The sequence below is a fragment of the Gilliamella sp. Pas-s25 genome, assembly GCF_009795885.1.
Lineage (GTDB): Bacteria > Pseudomonadota > Gammaproteobacteria > Enterobacterales > Orbaceae > Gilliamella.
Genome location: NZ_WTEV01000043.1, coordinates 1 through 14,020, shown reverse-complemented (window position 1 = coordinate 14,020; position 14,020 = coordinate 1). Strand labels below are relative to the sequence as shown.

The 14,020-nt window shown below is 34.7% G+C and carries 11 protein-coding genes; 6 read left to right on the top strand and 5 right to left on the bottom strand.

Translation table 11 applies throughout. The annotated features are described in order from the left end of the window. Positions 1-440: 440 nt before the first annotated feature. Positions 441-1,367, bottom strand: coding sequence for a TIGR01212 family radical SAM protein (locus GQ593_RS12705; protein WP_160432371.1), 927 nt, complete (start codon positions 1,365-1,367; stop codon positions 441-443). A 372-nt stretch (positions 1,368-1,739) separates the two neighbouring features. On the opposite strand from GQ593_RS12705, the gene GQ593_RS12700 reads away from it, so the two are divergent. From GQ593_RS12700 to GQ593_RS12690, 3 genes are read left to right on the top strand one after another with little or no spacing between them, the layout of a single operon-like run. Next, positions 1,740-2,864: a glycosyltransferase family 4 protein gene (locus tag GQ593_RS12700; RefSeq protein WP_160432370.1), complete on the top strand. Its 1,125-nt coding sequence runs from the start codon at positions 1,740-1,742 to the stop codon at positions 2,862-2,864. Beyond that, on the top strand, positions 2,857-3,660 hold the full coding sequence (rfaP, locus tag GQ593_RS12695) for a lipopolysaccharide core heptose(I) kinase RfaP (protein ID WP_160432369.1): 804 nt from the start codon (positions 2,857-2,859) through the stop codon (positions 3,658-3,660). Before GQ593_RS12700 ends, rfaP begins: the two co-directional genes overlap by 8 nt. Before the next feature lie 18 nt (positions 3,661-3,678). Next, positions 3,679-5,307, top strand: a complete 1,629-nt coding sequence (locus tag GQ593_RS12690) for a DUF2813 domain-containing protein (RefSeq protein ID WP_160432368.1) — start codon at positions 3,679-3,681, stop codon at positions 5,305-5,307. A 94-nt stretch (positions 5,308-5,401) separates the two neighbouring features. Here GQ593_RS12690 and ettA read toward each other — a convergent pair whose 3' ends face one another. After that, positions 5,402-7,069, bottom strand: coding sequence for an energy-dependent translational throttle protein EttA (ettA, locus tag GQ593_RS12685; RefSeq protein WP_160432367.1), 1,668 nt, complete (start codon positions 7,067-7,069; stop codon positions 5,402-5,404). A gap of 423 nt (positions 7,070-7,492) precedes the next feature. After that, entirely contained in the window at positions 7,493-8,518 is a 1,026-nt protein-coding gene (locus tag GQ593_RS12680) for a hypothetical protein (RefSeq protein WP_160432366.1), read from the bottom strand. Positions 8,519-8,933: 415 nt separating this feature from the next. Here GQ593_RS12680 and GQ593_RS13890 point away from each other — a divergent pair, with 415 nt between their 5' ends. Then, the gene (locus GQ593_RS13890; protein WP_160432365.1) at positions 8,934-9,155 is read left to right on the top strand and encodes an integrase core domain-containing protein; all 222 of its coding nucleotides are present in this window, start codon (positions 8,934-8,936) and stop codon (positions 9,153-9,155) included. 626 nt (positions 9,156-9,781) lie between these two features. Here the strand turns inward: GQ593_RS13890 and GQ593_RS12670 are convergent. Then, positions 9,782-10,810 (bottom strand): hypothetical protein, encoded by a 1,029-nt coding sequence (locus tag GQ593_RS12670; protein ID WP_160432364.1) that lies wholly within the window; start codon positions 10,808-10,810, stop codon positions 9,782-9,784. 546 nt (positions 10,811-11,356) lie between these two features. Here GQ593_RS12670 and GQ593_RS14335 point away from each other — a divergent pair. Beyond that, positions 11,357-11,446, top strand: coding sequence for an integrase core domain-containing protein (locus tag GQ593_RS14335; RefSeq protein ID WP_442903620.1), 90 nt, complete (start codon positions 11,357-11,359; stop codon positions 11,444-11,446). Between the two features lie 635 nt (positions 11,447-12,081). Here the strand turns inward: GQ593_RS14335 and GQ593_RS12660 are convergent. Beyond that, entirely contained in the window at positions 12,082-13,119 is a 1,038-nt protein-coding gene (locus GQ593_RS12660; protein WP_160432363.1) for a hypothetical protein, read from the bottom strand. A 508-nt stretch (positions 13,120-13,627) separates the two neighbouring features. Here GQ593_RS12660 and GQ593_RS14330 point away from each other — a divergent pair. Then, positions 13,628-13,717, top strand: coding sequence for an integrase core domain-containing protein (locus tag GQ593_RS14330; protein ID WP_442903620.1), 90 nt, complete (start codon positions 13,628-13,630; stop codon positions 13,715-13,717). The last annotated feature ends 303 nt before the right edge of the window (positions 13,718-14,020 follow it).

The window sequence follows — 14,020 nt, the reverse complement described above, 5'->3', positions numbered from 1 at the left end:
TATCACCTGAACAATATGAACAACAATATTACCAAAACGAAAAAATGATAGAGGTGGGCACTGTCTAATATTTTGGCGAGGATCAGTTAACACCACCAATAACGCCCTAAAAACAACCATAAAAAATAAATGAGTGCTACTAATAGATAGCCATATCTTATTTTTTATTAAAAATAACAGACAAATAAATGGAATTAAAAAAATTATAGGCTCAGTAGTATATCATCTACCCGATGGAAGTTGGCTGAGGTTGTCGATATCACCTGATTCCAACATCCACTTGTAATGAGAAGTTGAAAATAAATTAATTAAACCTAATAGCAAAAACAAATAGATAAACGAAACAAGTTTCATAATCGACCTAAAATCCTTTTAATTTTAATTTAAATTATGATGTTATGATTATTTTATCTGCTTTGTAGTACCATTCAAAAAAACTACTACAACTTAAAACAATAACCATCGCCAATAGCGCTACCTTGGGCGCCAAATTGGCGTAAATTATGATCGACTGCGTTCATTGATTGCCAGTGGTTTTCGCACCAATCTGGCGCTAGCAAGGTTGGCTTTCTAGCGTTAGCTGAAATGCGATGATATAAAATATTGGCGGGCGTTTGCCTAATGATATCGCCAGCGATATCGACATATTCATCCAATGATAAAATATTGATACGACCAGCTCGCCATGCTTTTGCCATAATACTGCCATCAACAATATGCAAAGGGTGCAATTTTAAGCCGTCAACGCCACTATTTAATACACGTTCAAGCGTAATTAAATTAGCTTGTTTGGTTTCTTTGGGTAAGCCAATAATTAAGTGAGTGCACACTTTAATACCAAGATGACGAGCTTTTTGTACGGTTTGATGATAATCGTTAAAAGTATGTCCACGATTTATGTCGTGCAAGGTTTTATCATGAGCCGTTTGTAAACCCAGTTCTAACCATACTTCGAAACCTTGAGATTGATAATCTGCCAGTAAATTAAGCGCTTCATTCGGAACGCAATCAGGGCGAGTCCCCACACAAAGTCCGACAATATCGGCACTATTTAGCGCCTGTTCATACATATTTTTTAGAATTGCAACTTCAGCATAAGTACTGGTATAGGCTTGAAAATATGCAAGATAGCGTTTGGATTTTTTCATTTGATGAGCTTGCGATACCAGTTGATCGGCAATTGATTTAACTTGTATTGATTCATCAATAATCGATGCCACATTACAAAAAGTGCATCCCCCCAAGCCGATAGTGCCATCGCGGTTAGGACAGCTAAACCCCCCGTGTAAGGTCAGTTTATAGATTTTTTCGCCATATCGACGCTGAAGATCGGAGCCAAAGGTATTAACGACAAGATGAAGTTGCATAATAGACCAAAAATAAAATTTTTTTTATTTTACGGAGTTAGGGTATTTAGTTCAAGCAATGATACATGAAACTTGTTTCTTACTCGTTAAATAATAAAATCAATTCCATTACTCCTATTTTTGCACTATTAAATAGCTATTTTTAATTAAGAGTAAGGGTTTACTTATCGTTGATCAATAAGATTTATGGAACATCCTCTTTTTTTAAACTTAATTAATTGATTTATTTCAATAAAAATAAAAAATAAAAACCTAAATAAAATCAATTTAATACCTAATTGTTTTTTAAGGAAATCCTCACAAAACCAGCTATTTTTGCACCTTGCTTATCAATAAGTATATAATATCCCTTTCCAATTTGAGGCAACCTGCATGCAACTGGCGTTTTGTATCTATAAATATTTTCCTTTTGGTGGTTTGCAACGTGATTTTTTGCAAATTGCTAAGGCTTGTCAAGCTCGTGGTCATCGTGTGCGAATTTATGTGATGGCGTGGCAAGGCGATAAGCCTGCTGGGTTTGATATTATTTTGGTTCCTAAAAAAGGCTTATCTAACCATTATCAAAATCAATCTTATTTCCAGTGGGTTAAGGCACATTTGCAAGCAAATCCAGTTGATTGTGTAGTTGGCTTTAATAAAATGCCCGGTCTTGATGTCTATTTTGCTGGTGATACTTGTTATGCTGAAAAAGTATCACACAAGGGCTTTTGGTATAAGCTATCAAAACGCTGTAAACACTATTTAGCTTTTGAAGATGCGGTTTTTAATCGACATAGTCAAACCAAAGTGATGGTTTTAACTAAACAACAAATCAGTGATTTTGTGCAGTATTATGATACTGAGCAATCGCGATTTTACTTATTGCCACCTGGTATTGCGCAAGATCGTCAATATCATCCAGAATCGAAAGCTAAAGGTAAGCAATTTAGACAAGCCAATCAAATTGATGAACATAATTTTGTGATGTTACAAATTGGCTCAGATTTTAAACGAAAAGGGGTGGATCGTTCGTTAATCGCCATTGCAGCTTTACCTAACGAATTAAAGCAAAAAGTCACTTTTTTAGTGGTTGGGCAAGATAAACCCGATGCTTATCAAAAAATGGCTAAACAACTGGGTATTGAGCAGCAAGTCCGATTTTTTGCGGGACGCAATGACATTGCTGATATTTTATTTTCTGCCAATTTATTGTTACATCCAGCAAGGCAAGAAGCCGCGGGTATGGTTTTGATTGAAGGATTGGCTGCTGGTGTGCCAATTATTGTATCGGGCATTTCAGGATATGCTTATCATATACACGATGCAAATGCTGGTGTCATCCTTGCGGAGCCTTTTGTACAAGCAGATCTCAATCAAACGGTACAAAATGCCATAACCAATCACGATCAATTACTAACATGGCATAACAATGCGATAAATTATGGTAAAACGGCGGATTTGTATCATTTAGCGCAGCGAGCCGCAGATATTATTTTAGGTTGTGATAATCATGAATGAAATTGAGTTAAAATCACCTTTTGATCAGTTGTGGAGCGGTAAAGATCCATTTGCTGAGGTTGAGTTAATATCGGGTAAAGTCTATCGCGCTGTTAAACAACGCAAAACGTTGAATTTTGAGCTTGCTGGGCAATCTTACTTTATTAAAATTCATCGTGGCACAACGGTTAAAGAGATTGTGAAAAATCTAATTTCGTTACGTTTACCCGTTTTAGATGCTAAGCAGGAATGGGGTGCTATTCATCGCCTAGCGCAAGCTGGCGTAAATACCATGGATGGGCGTGCTTTTGGACGCAAAGGATTAAATCCGTTGACTCGTCATTCATTTATTATCACTCAAGATCTTAATCCGACAATCAGTTTAGAAGATTTTACAAACTCGTGGCTAACTAAACCGCCAAGTTATCACTTAAAGCGTTCTTTAATTGTTTATTTAGCAAAAATGGTGGCTAAAATGCACGCTGCTGGTGTTAATCATCGTGATTGTTATTTGTGTCATTTTTTGCTGGATTTACCGTTATTTGAAAATCAGCAAAAAATCAAATTATCGGTTATCGATTTACACCGAGCGCAAACTCGCAATAAAGTGCCTACCCGCTGGCGAGATAAAGATTTAATTGGACTTTATTTTTCATCCACTAAAATTGGCTTAACTGATCGTGATATTTGGCTATTTTTAAAAGTCTATTTTAATAAGCCTTTGAAAACCATTTTGCATGATGAATCTAAATTAATTAATAGTACCCATAAAAAAGCAGAACGAATTCGTAAACGGACCGAAAAGTATCACCTTTAGCAATAATAAGGATACATTATGTTTATTGAACAAATTGATATTTCAGGATTTAAGGGTATCAGTCAGCTATCTTTAAAATTAAATGCAGGCTCTAGTGTACTCATGGGGGAAAATCGTTGGGGGCGCTCGAGTTTAATTAGTGCGTTGCAACTGTTATCGCTCGATAATAAGTTTTATCAATTTGTTGATTCCGATTTTTACCATGATCAATATCAACATTATGGTGATAATATCATCATTAAAGCCACTTATTGCCAATCACATTTGCATGAATTAGATCATGAAGATTATCAACCATTACGTTCTGTTTCGTATCTATCAGAGCAAGATAATTTGCCTCGTATTACTTATCAAATGTCTGCCAATAAACAAAATAACCAAATTATAACGCAACATAAATTGCTCAATGAACAGGGCAAACCTGTTAATATTAAAAATGAAAACTTATTAATTGCCATTTTAATCAGTCTAAACCCAGTGATGATACTTAAAAATGCGATTAACCCTACGCAATTACCTGTAACTAACGAACCGTTTTCAGAAAACTATATTGAACAGCTTTCTAACCAACTAAAAGCCCATTCAGCCGAATTAACCCAAGAGGAATTAGCTCGAGGTCTACAAGCCGCACGCTCATTATTAGCATATTACTTTGTCGATCAAGCACACCGCTATCATTACAAACAAAAAAATACAACAAGTACACCAAGAACTGAAGATTGGACGGTTTTAGAACAAATTAATGACATATTAGATAACCTTGATAATGATTATTTACGAACTGTATTTTTAGGTATTTTCGGATCTATTATTGAAGCGAAAGGGAATTATTCACTTTCACCAAGCGCCATGCCGATTTTAATTTTAGAAGAGCCTGAAAGTTCACTTCATCCTATTATTTTATCTGTCGCATTTCGTTTACTTAAAAACTTTCCTACTCAAAAAATTATCACCTCGAACTCAAGTGATCTGGTTTCATTATTTCCATTAGAAAGCCTTTATCGCTTAATTCGCCAGCCTGATCATATTGTCGTCAAATACATCCAACCCCATTCACTAAGCATTAGTGATAGCCGCCGTATTGCCTTTCACATTCTTTACCGGCGATCAAATGCCTTATTTGCTCGATGTTGGTTATTAGTCGAGGGCGAAACCGAAGTTTGGCTACTGCGTGAATTGGCTGAACAGAGCGGTTATCATTTAAGTTCTGAAGGCGTTCAGTTGATTGAATTTGCGCAATGCGGTTTGAAACCACTCATAAAGTATGCTAATAAAATGGGTATCCATTGGTATGTGATAACAGATGGAGATATGGCTGGTAAAAAATATGCCGATACCATAAAATCGCTATGTGGTGACGATAAAAACCCCAATGATTACTTAACCGTTTTACCAGCCCGAGATATTGAAAATTTTTTATTTAAACATGGATTTAGCCACGTTTATAAACTCGCTGCTTATAATACAACACAGCATATTGATCTGCCTGTACATCAAATTATTCAAAAAGCGATTCATAAAAGTTCAAAACCTGATCTTGCGATTGCCATTTGTGATGATGCAAAATCACGTGGTATAAACGCTATACCGCGTTTGCTAACCGATACCTTTGCCAACATTATTAAAGTTTCTAAGGCGTTAGTTTAAGTCATCACCGTGTAAAAAATAGTTTCAGATAGATATCAAGAAGATAAAACCATTCCGCTGACATAATTTCAGCGGAATGCAATAAAGATTAAATCTATTTGGTGATTCGTTTATATTTAGCGCGTTTTGGCTCTAATGCCTCAGCACCTAGTGTGCGTTTTTTCCACTCTTCGTACTCGGTAAAGTTACCTTCAAAAAATTCAACATGGCCTTCATCTTGATAATCCAAAATATGGGTCGCAATGCGATCTAAGAACCAACGGTCATGCGAAATCACTAAGGCACAGCCCGGGAACTCTAATAATGCATTTTCCAGCGCACGTAGCGTTTCGACATCTAAGTCATTGGTCGGTTCGTCAAGTAACAGAACATTACCGCCCACTTGCAATAATTTAGCTAAATGCACGCGTCCACGTTCACCACCTGAAAGTTCACCCACACGTTTTTGCTGATCAACACCTTTAAAGTTAAAACGACCAACATAAGCACGGCTTGGAATTTCAAAATTGCCGATACGCATAATATCTTGACCATTTGAGATCTCATCCCAAACGGTTTTTTTATCATCCATGTTATCGCGGAACTGATCAACCGAGGCTAACTGCACAGTTTCACCTAAAGTAATGGTACCTGAATCGGGTTGCTCTTTGCCCGACAGCATTCTAAATAGCGTGGATTTACCTGCCCCATTTGGACCAATAATACCAACAATTGCCCCTTTTGGAATGCTAAAAGACAGATTATCAATCAACACACGATCGCCATACGATTTAGTTAGGTTATTGACCTCAATCACTTTATCACCCAAACGTTGCCCAGGTGGAATAAATAGTTCATTAGTTTCGTTACGTTTTTGGTAATCGTTGCTGTTGAGTTCTTCAAAACGGGCTAAACGGGCTTTGCTTTTTGCTTGGCGTCCTTTTGGATTTTGCCGTACCCACTCAAGTTCTTTTTCAATCGATTTACGACGAGCCGATTCGGTCGAGGCTTCTTGCGCTAAACGCTGATCTTTTTGTTCAAGCCAAGATGAGTAGTTCCCTTCCCAAGGAATGCCTTCACCACGGTCAAGTTCTAAAATCCAACCAGCTACGTTATCTAAAAAGTAGCGATCGTGGGTTACCGCAACAACTGTGCCTTCGTAGTCATGTAAAAATCGTTCTAACCATGCAACCGATTCGGCATCTAAGTGGTTGGTTGGTTCGTCAATGAGTAACATATCAGGTTTTTCCAGCAATAACTGACAAATAGCTACACGGCGGCGTTCACCACCTGATAAGTTTTCAATTTTCGCATCCCAATCAGGTAAACGCAGTGCATCAGCAGCTCGTTCTAATTGGTTATCTAAATTATGCGCATCTTGTGCTTGAATAATGGCTTCTAGTTCAGCTTGTTCTTTGGCTAATTTGTCAAAATCGGCATCAGGATCAGCATAAGCGGCATATACTTCATCTAACCGAGCCAGTGCTTGTTTAGCATCACAAACTGCTTGTTCTACAGCTTCGCGCACGGTTTGTTTAGGATCTAATTTCGGCTCTTGTGGTAAATAACCAATTTTAATGCCTGGCTGTGGACGTGCTTCACCTTCAATTTCGGTATCAACCCCTGCCATAATGCGCAGTAAGGTAGATTTACCCGCCCCATTTAAACCGAGCACACCGATTTTTGCACCCGGAAAGAAGCTTAAAGAGATATCTTTTAAAATATAGCGTTTAGGAGGAACAATCTTCCCTACGCGATTCATGGTATAAACATATTGCGCCATAAAACATTATCCGTTTAATTGATTAAAAATAGCAAAAAGTATTTGCTATATGACTAATGGAGTATATTGTAGCGATTCTTAGGATTGGATCTAGGGTTATTTACAAGAATGCTCTAATTGCTTATACAATAATGTATCTTAAATACTGATAGAATTAAAAAATGGGAGATTATATTTGTTTAAGTCTAGTAAAAACATTTTATTTTTAAATTTATTATCAATAAATTGCTAATTAAGAATATATACTAGAAATACAGTGATAAGGTGTTAATTTTGCTTTTTTATGTCTATTTATTACAGTTTTTTTGCAAATTACTGTAAACAATGCGAGTAAGTTCTATAATTAACTTACTCTAAATAACCTCTGTAACTTCAAAAAGTTACAAAGTCAAACTATTTGCTGAACAGATAAAACAAATTTAACTATGGCTTAACACAAGCAGCTCTGTATAGTTCATAAGTTACTCCATAACCTAAATCCCCATCCCCTAGATCGACTCGAATTGATTCTCCCTTGTATGGATCGATTGTCCAATACCAATCATAAGGATGCCTAGTTTCCCAGTCGTCAAGACCTAAATAGTGATCAGGATTGTTAAATAGGGTTCCCCATTCATTAAATAACCCACCAATCCACTTACCATTACCGCTACGATAACTCAATTGGCGTCGATAACCATTGATATTTCTTCCGGGAATACCTCCAGTCCACACATCATCATTATTTGCATTAGTATAATCTGCAACACTCGGCATCCGATAACCAATTTGATTGCAATAATCTTTTGCCTTACTCACTGAAGCATTTATACCAGCCCCTTGGGCTATATACCATCTTTCAATTTTAAAGCTATACAATACGTTAGTTTTGGCTCTATCAGAATAAAGCTTAAATGTAGAGGGACTAAAATTTTTATTAGCGCTACTATTTGCAGGACCTTTCAATACTATCTTTAAAGCAACATCTTGTGAGCCTTTTCCCCAACCAGGTGTACGTGCAGATGATAAAGCTAAACTAATACCACTCCCTAACTCTGGGGATACACTAGCGCCATTAGCTAAAATAATAGCTTCTGGTGTTATGTTTGCTAACAATAAATAAAAATAAACATTATTTGTTCCTGTCGACGGGAAATTACGTTGTGGATTGTTTACATCTTGTGGAACAAATCCTTTTCCTTTTGCCCAATCCGGACCATCTAAATCTTGATATACAGTATTATTACTGGAATCATTTGATAAATTAGGTTGGGCATAACAAACCAATGGCGCACTTGGATCAAAATAATCAGGATTCCATATCCATATGTCAGCTGAACTTGCATCCCCGCCTTTATCATATTTTAAACACGGGTTTTCGGACGATGGTAATATTATGGCATCACTACGATGATTATTTGCTAGACCACTTTTACTAGTTAATGCCTCTAAATTCCATGAATACGGCAATAATAACAGTCCCAACACCAACAAGATTTTTTGGAACAATGTCGATAATAATTTAAGCGATAACTTTGAGGATATAAATGAGGAAAGTGTGAAAAATTGCCTAAGGGTGTTATTGGATAAATTTAAGACGCAGGTTTGCCAGTGCTGGTGTCTGGTGTCTGGTGTCTAAAATGATAATGCATCACGTCTCACCTGTCAAGTAATATTTTGTTTTATTTATATTTTTATAACTGTTCGCTTATTTAATAAGCTTAAACCTCTAAAGCGATCAAATTATAGCCGCTAAAAAAATGGTTGGCTAGTTTTTGTCGGATTTTTTTTGTAAAGAAATGTGAAGATGAAAACAATTCAACTTTAAGGTGATAGTAATTTTTTAATTAAAATATGATGTTATATTTCTAACGTTTTAACTTTTGTGGAAATATTTAATATTGGTAATAACGTTCAATTTAGCAATTTTGAACGATTTAACCGGACTTATCGAATAGAAGTGTTAGATTTATATTTTTTTAACAACCTAAAGCAAGCTAGGAGAAAGACCGAACAATCGCTCACCATGTATAATACTGAAAGACCGCATGAAGCATTAAATAATATGACGCCCATTGAATTTAAAACACTAAAACAAGTAGCGTAATTTTTACATTAGTTTTTTACTAAAAATTGGGATATTTACAATACAAGACTCATTATAATGCGACGTTAAAGTAAAAAATAATTTTTATGTTAAGTTTTGTAAGACCCTCGCTAATTGATCTTATTATGAAAAAAATACAGGAATAGACTCAATATCTATATGAAAAGGAGTTTATGAAAAGAGTTATCATTTTTAAACATCCGTAATGGACAACAATATTAGTTACCCATCACGGCTTTTAATGATTATTTTATAGCACTATACTACTCATTATTCACTATCTTTTAAGGTGCGACACAGGCTACCTTAATGGGTTGTCTTTGATGAAATATTGCATTGTTGTCAATACACCATGAACATTCTCAAACCTTATGGTGATACTAACAACCAGTAGAATAGTCCTACTTCAAAAAAACCATGACTTTTTTGTTAAAATTTGTAAAACACAACCAGATTTATTAACCAAAATGATTATCTCTTATTTTCGATAAATCTACATCTGCTAATTGTACATAAAAAGCATTATGTTTTAATTATTAAGATTGCTAGACAGTACACAATTTTAATAAACTCTTTAACGTCAAAAAGTCACAATACATGCTAAATATATAAAAATAGATTTTTAACTACGGCTTAACACAAGCGGCTCTATATTGACCATTAGTTGCTTTAGAATCATATAAATCTCCATCCCCTAAATCGACCCGTATTGGTTCTCCCTTGTATGTATCAATTACCCAATACCAATCTTGAGGATGGCTAGTTTCCCAGTCGTCAAGACCTAAATAGTGATCAGGATTGTTAAATAGGGTTCCCCATTCATTAAATAGGCCACCAATCCACTTGCCATTACTACCCCGATAACTTAATTGGCGTCGATAACCATTGATATTTCGACCAGGTATTCCACCATTCCAAATATCATTATAATTTGCATTAGTATAATCTGCCACACTCGGCATCCGATAACCAATTTGATTGCAATAATCTTTTGTCTCACTCGCTGAAACATTTATACCAACCCCTTGGGCTATGTACCATCTTTCAATTTTAAAACTATACAATAACTTAGTTTTTGCTTTGTCTAAATAAAGCTTAAATGTAGAGGGTCTAAAATTTTTATTAGCGCTACTATTTGTAGGACCTTTCAATACTATCTTTAAAGCAACATCTTGTGAGCCTTTTCCCCAACCCGGTGTACGTGCAGATGATAAAACTAAACTAATACCACTCCCTAATTCTGGGGATACACTAGCGCCATTAGCTAAAATAATAGCTTCTGGTGTTATGTTTGCTAACAATAAATAAAAATAAACATTATTTGTTCCTGTCGACGGGAAATTACGTTGTGGATTGTTTACATCTTGTGGAACAAATCCTTTTCCTTTTGCCCAATCCGGACCATCTAAATCTTGATATACAGTATTATTACTGGAATCATTTGATAAATTAGGTTGGGCATAACAAACCAATGGCGCACTTGGATCAAAATAATCAGGATTCCATATCCATATGTCAGCTGAACTTGCATCCCCGCCTGTATCATATTTTAGACATGGGTTTTCGGATGATGGTAATATTATGGCATCACTACGATGATTATTTGCTCGACCATTTTTACTAGTTAATGCCTCTAAATTCCATGAATACGGCAATAATAACAGTCCCAACACCAACAAGATTTTTTGGAACAATGTCGATAATAATTTAAGCGATAACTTTGAGGATATAAATGAGGAAAGTGTGAAAAATTGCCTAAGGGTGTTATTGGATAAATTTAAGACGCAGGTTTGCCAGTGCTGGTGTCTGGTGTCTGGTGTCTAAAATGATAATGCATCACGTCTCACCTGTCAAGTAATATTTTGTTTTATTTATATTTTTATAACTGTTCGCTTATTTAATAAGCTTAAACCTCTAAAGCGATCAAATTATAGCTGCTAAAAAAATGGTTGGCTAGTTTTTGTCGGATTTTTTTTGTAAAGAAATGTGAAGATGAAAACAATTCAACTTTAAGGTGATAGTAATTTTTTAATTAAAATATGGTGTTATATTTCTAAAGTTTTAACTTTTGTGGAAATATTTAATATTGGTAATAACGTTCAATTTAGCAATTTTGAACGATTTAACCAGACTTATCGAATAGAAGTGTTAGATTTATATTTTTTTAACAACCTAAAGCAAGCTAGGAGAAAGACCGAACAATCGCTCACATGTATAATACTGAAAGACCGCATGAAGCATTAAATAATATGACACCCATTGAATTTAAAACACTAAAACAAGTAGCGTAATTTTTTACATTAGTTTTTTACTAAAAATTGGGATATTTACAATACAAGACTCATTATAATGCGACGTTAAAGTAAAAAATAATTTTTATGTTAAGTTTTGTAAGACCCTCGCTAATTGATCTTATTATGAAAAAAATACAGGAATAGACTCAATATCTATATGAAAAGAGCTTTATGAAAAGAGTTATCATTTTTAAACACCCGTAATGGACAACAATATTAGTTGCTCATTACGGTTTTTAATGACTATTTTATAGCGCTATACTACTCATTGCTCACTATCTTTTAAGGTGCGACACACACTACCTTAATGGGTTGTCTTTGATGAAATATTGCATTGTTGTCAATACACCATGAACATTCTCAAACCTTATGGTGATACTCACAACCAGTAGAATAGTCCTATTTCAAAAAAACCATGACTTTTTTGTTAAAATTTGTAAAACACAACCAGATTTATTAACCAAAATGATTATCTCTTATTTTCGATAAATCTACATCTGCTAATTGTACATAAAAAGCATTGTGTTTTAATTGTTAGGATTGCTAAACAGTACACAATTTTAATAAACTATTTAACGCCAAAAAGTCACAAAGTTAAAATACATGCTAAATATATAAAACTAAATTTTTAACTAAGGCTTAACACAAGCGGCTTTATATTGCCTATAATTTGTTTCAGAATAATATAAATCTCCATCTCCCAAATCAACCCGAAGTGGTTTTCCCCTGTATGTATCGATAGTCCAATACCAATCATAAGGATGACTAGTTTCCCAATCGTCAAGACCTAAATAGTGGTTAGGATGACTAAACAAAGTTCCCCATTCATTAAATAGCCCACCAATCCACTTTCCATTACCGCCACGATAGCTTAATTGACGTCGATAACCGTTGATATCTCTTTCGGGAATACCTCCCGTCCAAATATCACCGATATTTGCGTTGGTGAAATCCACTACACTTGGCATTCGGTACCCAATTCGGTTACAGTAATTTTTTGCGTCTTTCACGGATGCATTAATATGAGCTCCTTGGGCTATATACCATCTTTCAATTTTAAAGCTATATAATACGTTAGTTTTGGCTCTATCAGAATAAAGCTTAAATGTAGACGGACTAAAATTTTTATTAGCGCTACTATTTGTAGGACCTTTCAATACTATCTTTAAAGCAACATCTTGTGAGCCTTTTCCCCAACCAGGTGTACGTGCAGATGATAAAGCTAAACTAATACCATTCCCTAACTCTGGGGATACACTAGCGCCATTAGCTAAAATAATAGCTTCTGGTGTTATGTTTGCTAACAATAAATAAAAATAAACATTATTTGTTCCTGTCGACGGGAAATTACGTTGTGGATTGTTTACATCTTGTGGAACAAATCCTTTTCCTTTTGCCCAATCCGGACCATCTAAATCTTGATATACAGTATTATTACTGGAATCGTTTGATAAATTAGGTTGAGCATAACAAACTAATGGCGCACTTGGATCAAAATAATCAGGATTCCATATCCATATGTCAGCTGAACTTGCATCCCCGTCTGTATCATATTTTAGACATGGGTTTTCAGATGATGGTAATATTATGGCATCACTACGATGATTATTCGCTCGACCACTTTTACTAGTTAATACCTCTAAACTCCATGAATCCGGTGATAATAACACTCCCAACACCAACAAGATTTTTCGGAACAATGTCGATAATAATTTAAGCGATAACTTAGAGGATATAAATAAGAAAAGTGTGAAAAATTGCATAAGGACGTTATTTGATAAATTTAAGACGCAGGTTTGCCAGTACTAGTGGCTAAAACCATAATGCATTATGGTTTACATGTCAATTAATATTTTGTTTTATTTATATTTTTATAACTGTTCGCTTATTTAATAAGCTTAAACTTCTAAAGCGATCAAATTATAACCACTAAAAAATGGTTGACTATTTTTTATAAAGAAATGTGAAGATGAAAACAATTCAACTTTAAGGTGATAGTAATTTTTTAATTAAAATATGATGTTATATTTCTAACGTTTTAACTTTTGTGGAAATATTTAATATTGGTAATAACGTTCAATTTAGCAATTTTGAACGATTTAACCAGACTTATCGAATAGAAGTGTTAGATTTATATTTTTTTAACAACCTAAAGCAAGCTAGGAGAAAGACCGAACAATCGCTCACATGTATAATACTGAAAGACCGCATGAAGCATTAAATAATATGACGCCCATTGAATTTAAAACACTAAAACAAGTAGCGTAATTTTTTACATTAGTTTTTTACTAAAAATTGGGATATTTACAATACAAGACTCATTATAATGCGACGTTAAAGTAAAAAATAATTTTTATGTTAAGTTTTGTAAGACCCTCGCTAATTGATCTTATTATGGAAAAAATACAGGAATAGACTCAATATCTATATGAAAAGGACTTTATGAAAAGAGTTATCATTTTTAAACATCCGTAATGGACAACAATATTAGGGGCTGTTGATCTTTGCTGTACATAAATTACTCAACAATACATTGGCAGCCACATTAACATAAATGCCAGTGATACCATA

Bases quoted from the DNA above. Each gene is read 5' to 3' on its own strand.
- ettA (WP_160432367.1), bottom strand. From the start codon at position 7,069: ATGGCGCAATATGTTTATACCATGAATCGCGTAGGGAAGATTGTTCCT.
- GQ593_RS12690 (WP_160432368.1), top strand. From the start codon at position 3,679: ATGTTTATTGAACAAATTGATATTTCAGGATTTAAGGGTATCAGTCAG.
- GQ593_RS12705 (WP_160432371.1), bottom strand. From the start codon at position 1,367: ATGCAACTTCATCTTGTCGTTAATACCTTTGGCTCCGATCTTCAGCGT.
- rfaP (WP_160432369.1), top strand. From the start codon at position 2,857: ATGAATGAAATTGAGTTAAAATCACCTTTTGATCAGTTGTGGAGCGGT.
- GQ593_RS12700 (WP_160432370.1), top strand. From the start codon at position 1,740: ATGCAACTGGCGTTTTGTATCTATAAATATTTTCCTTTTGGTGGTTTG.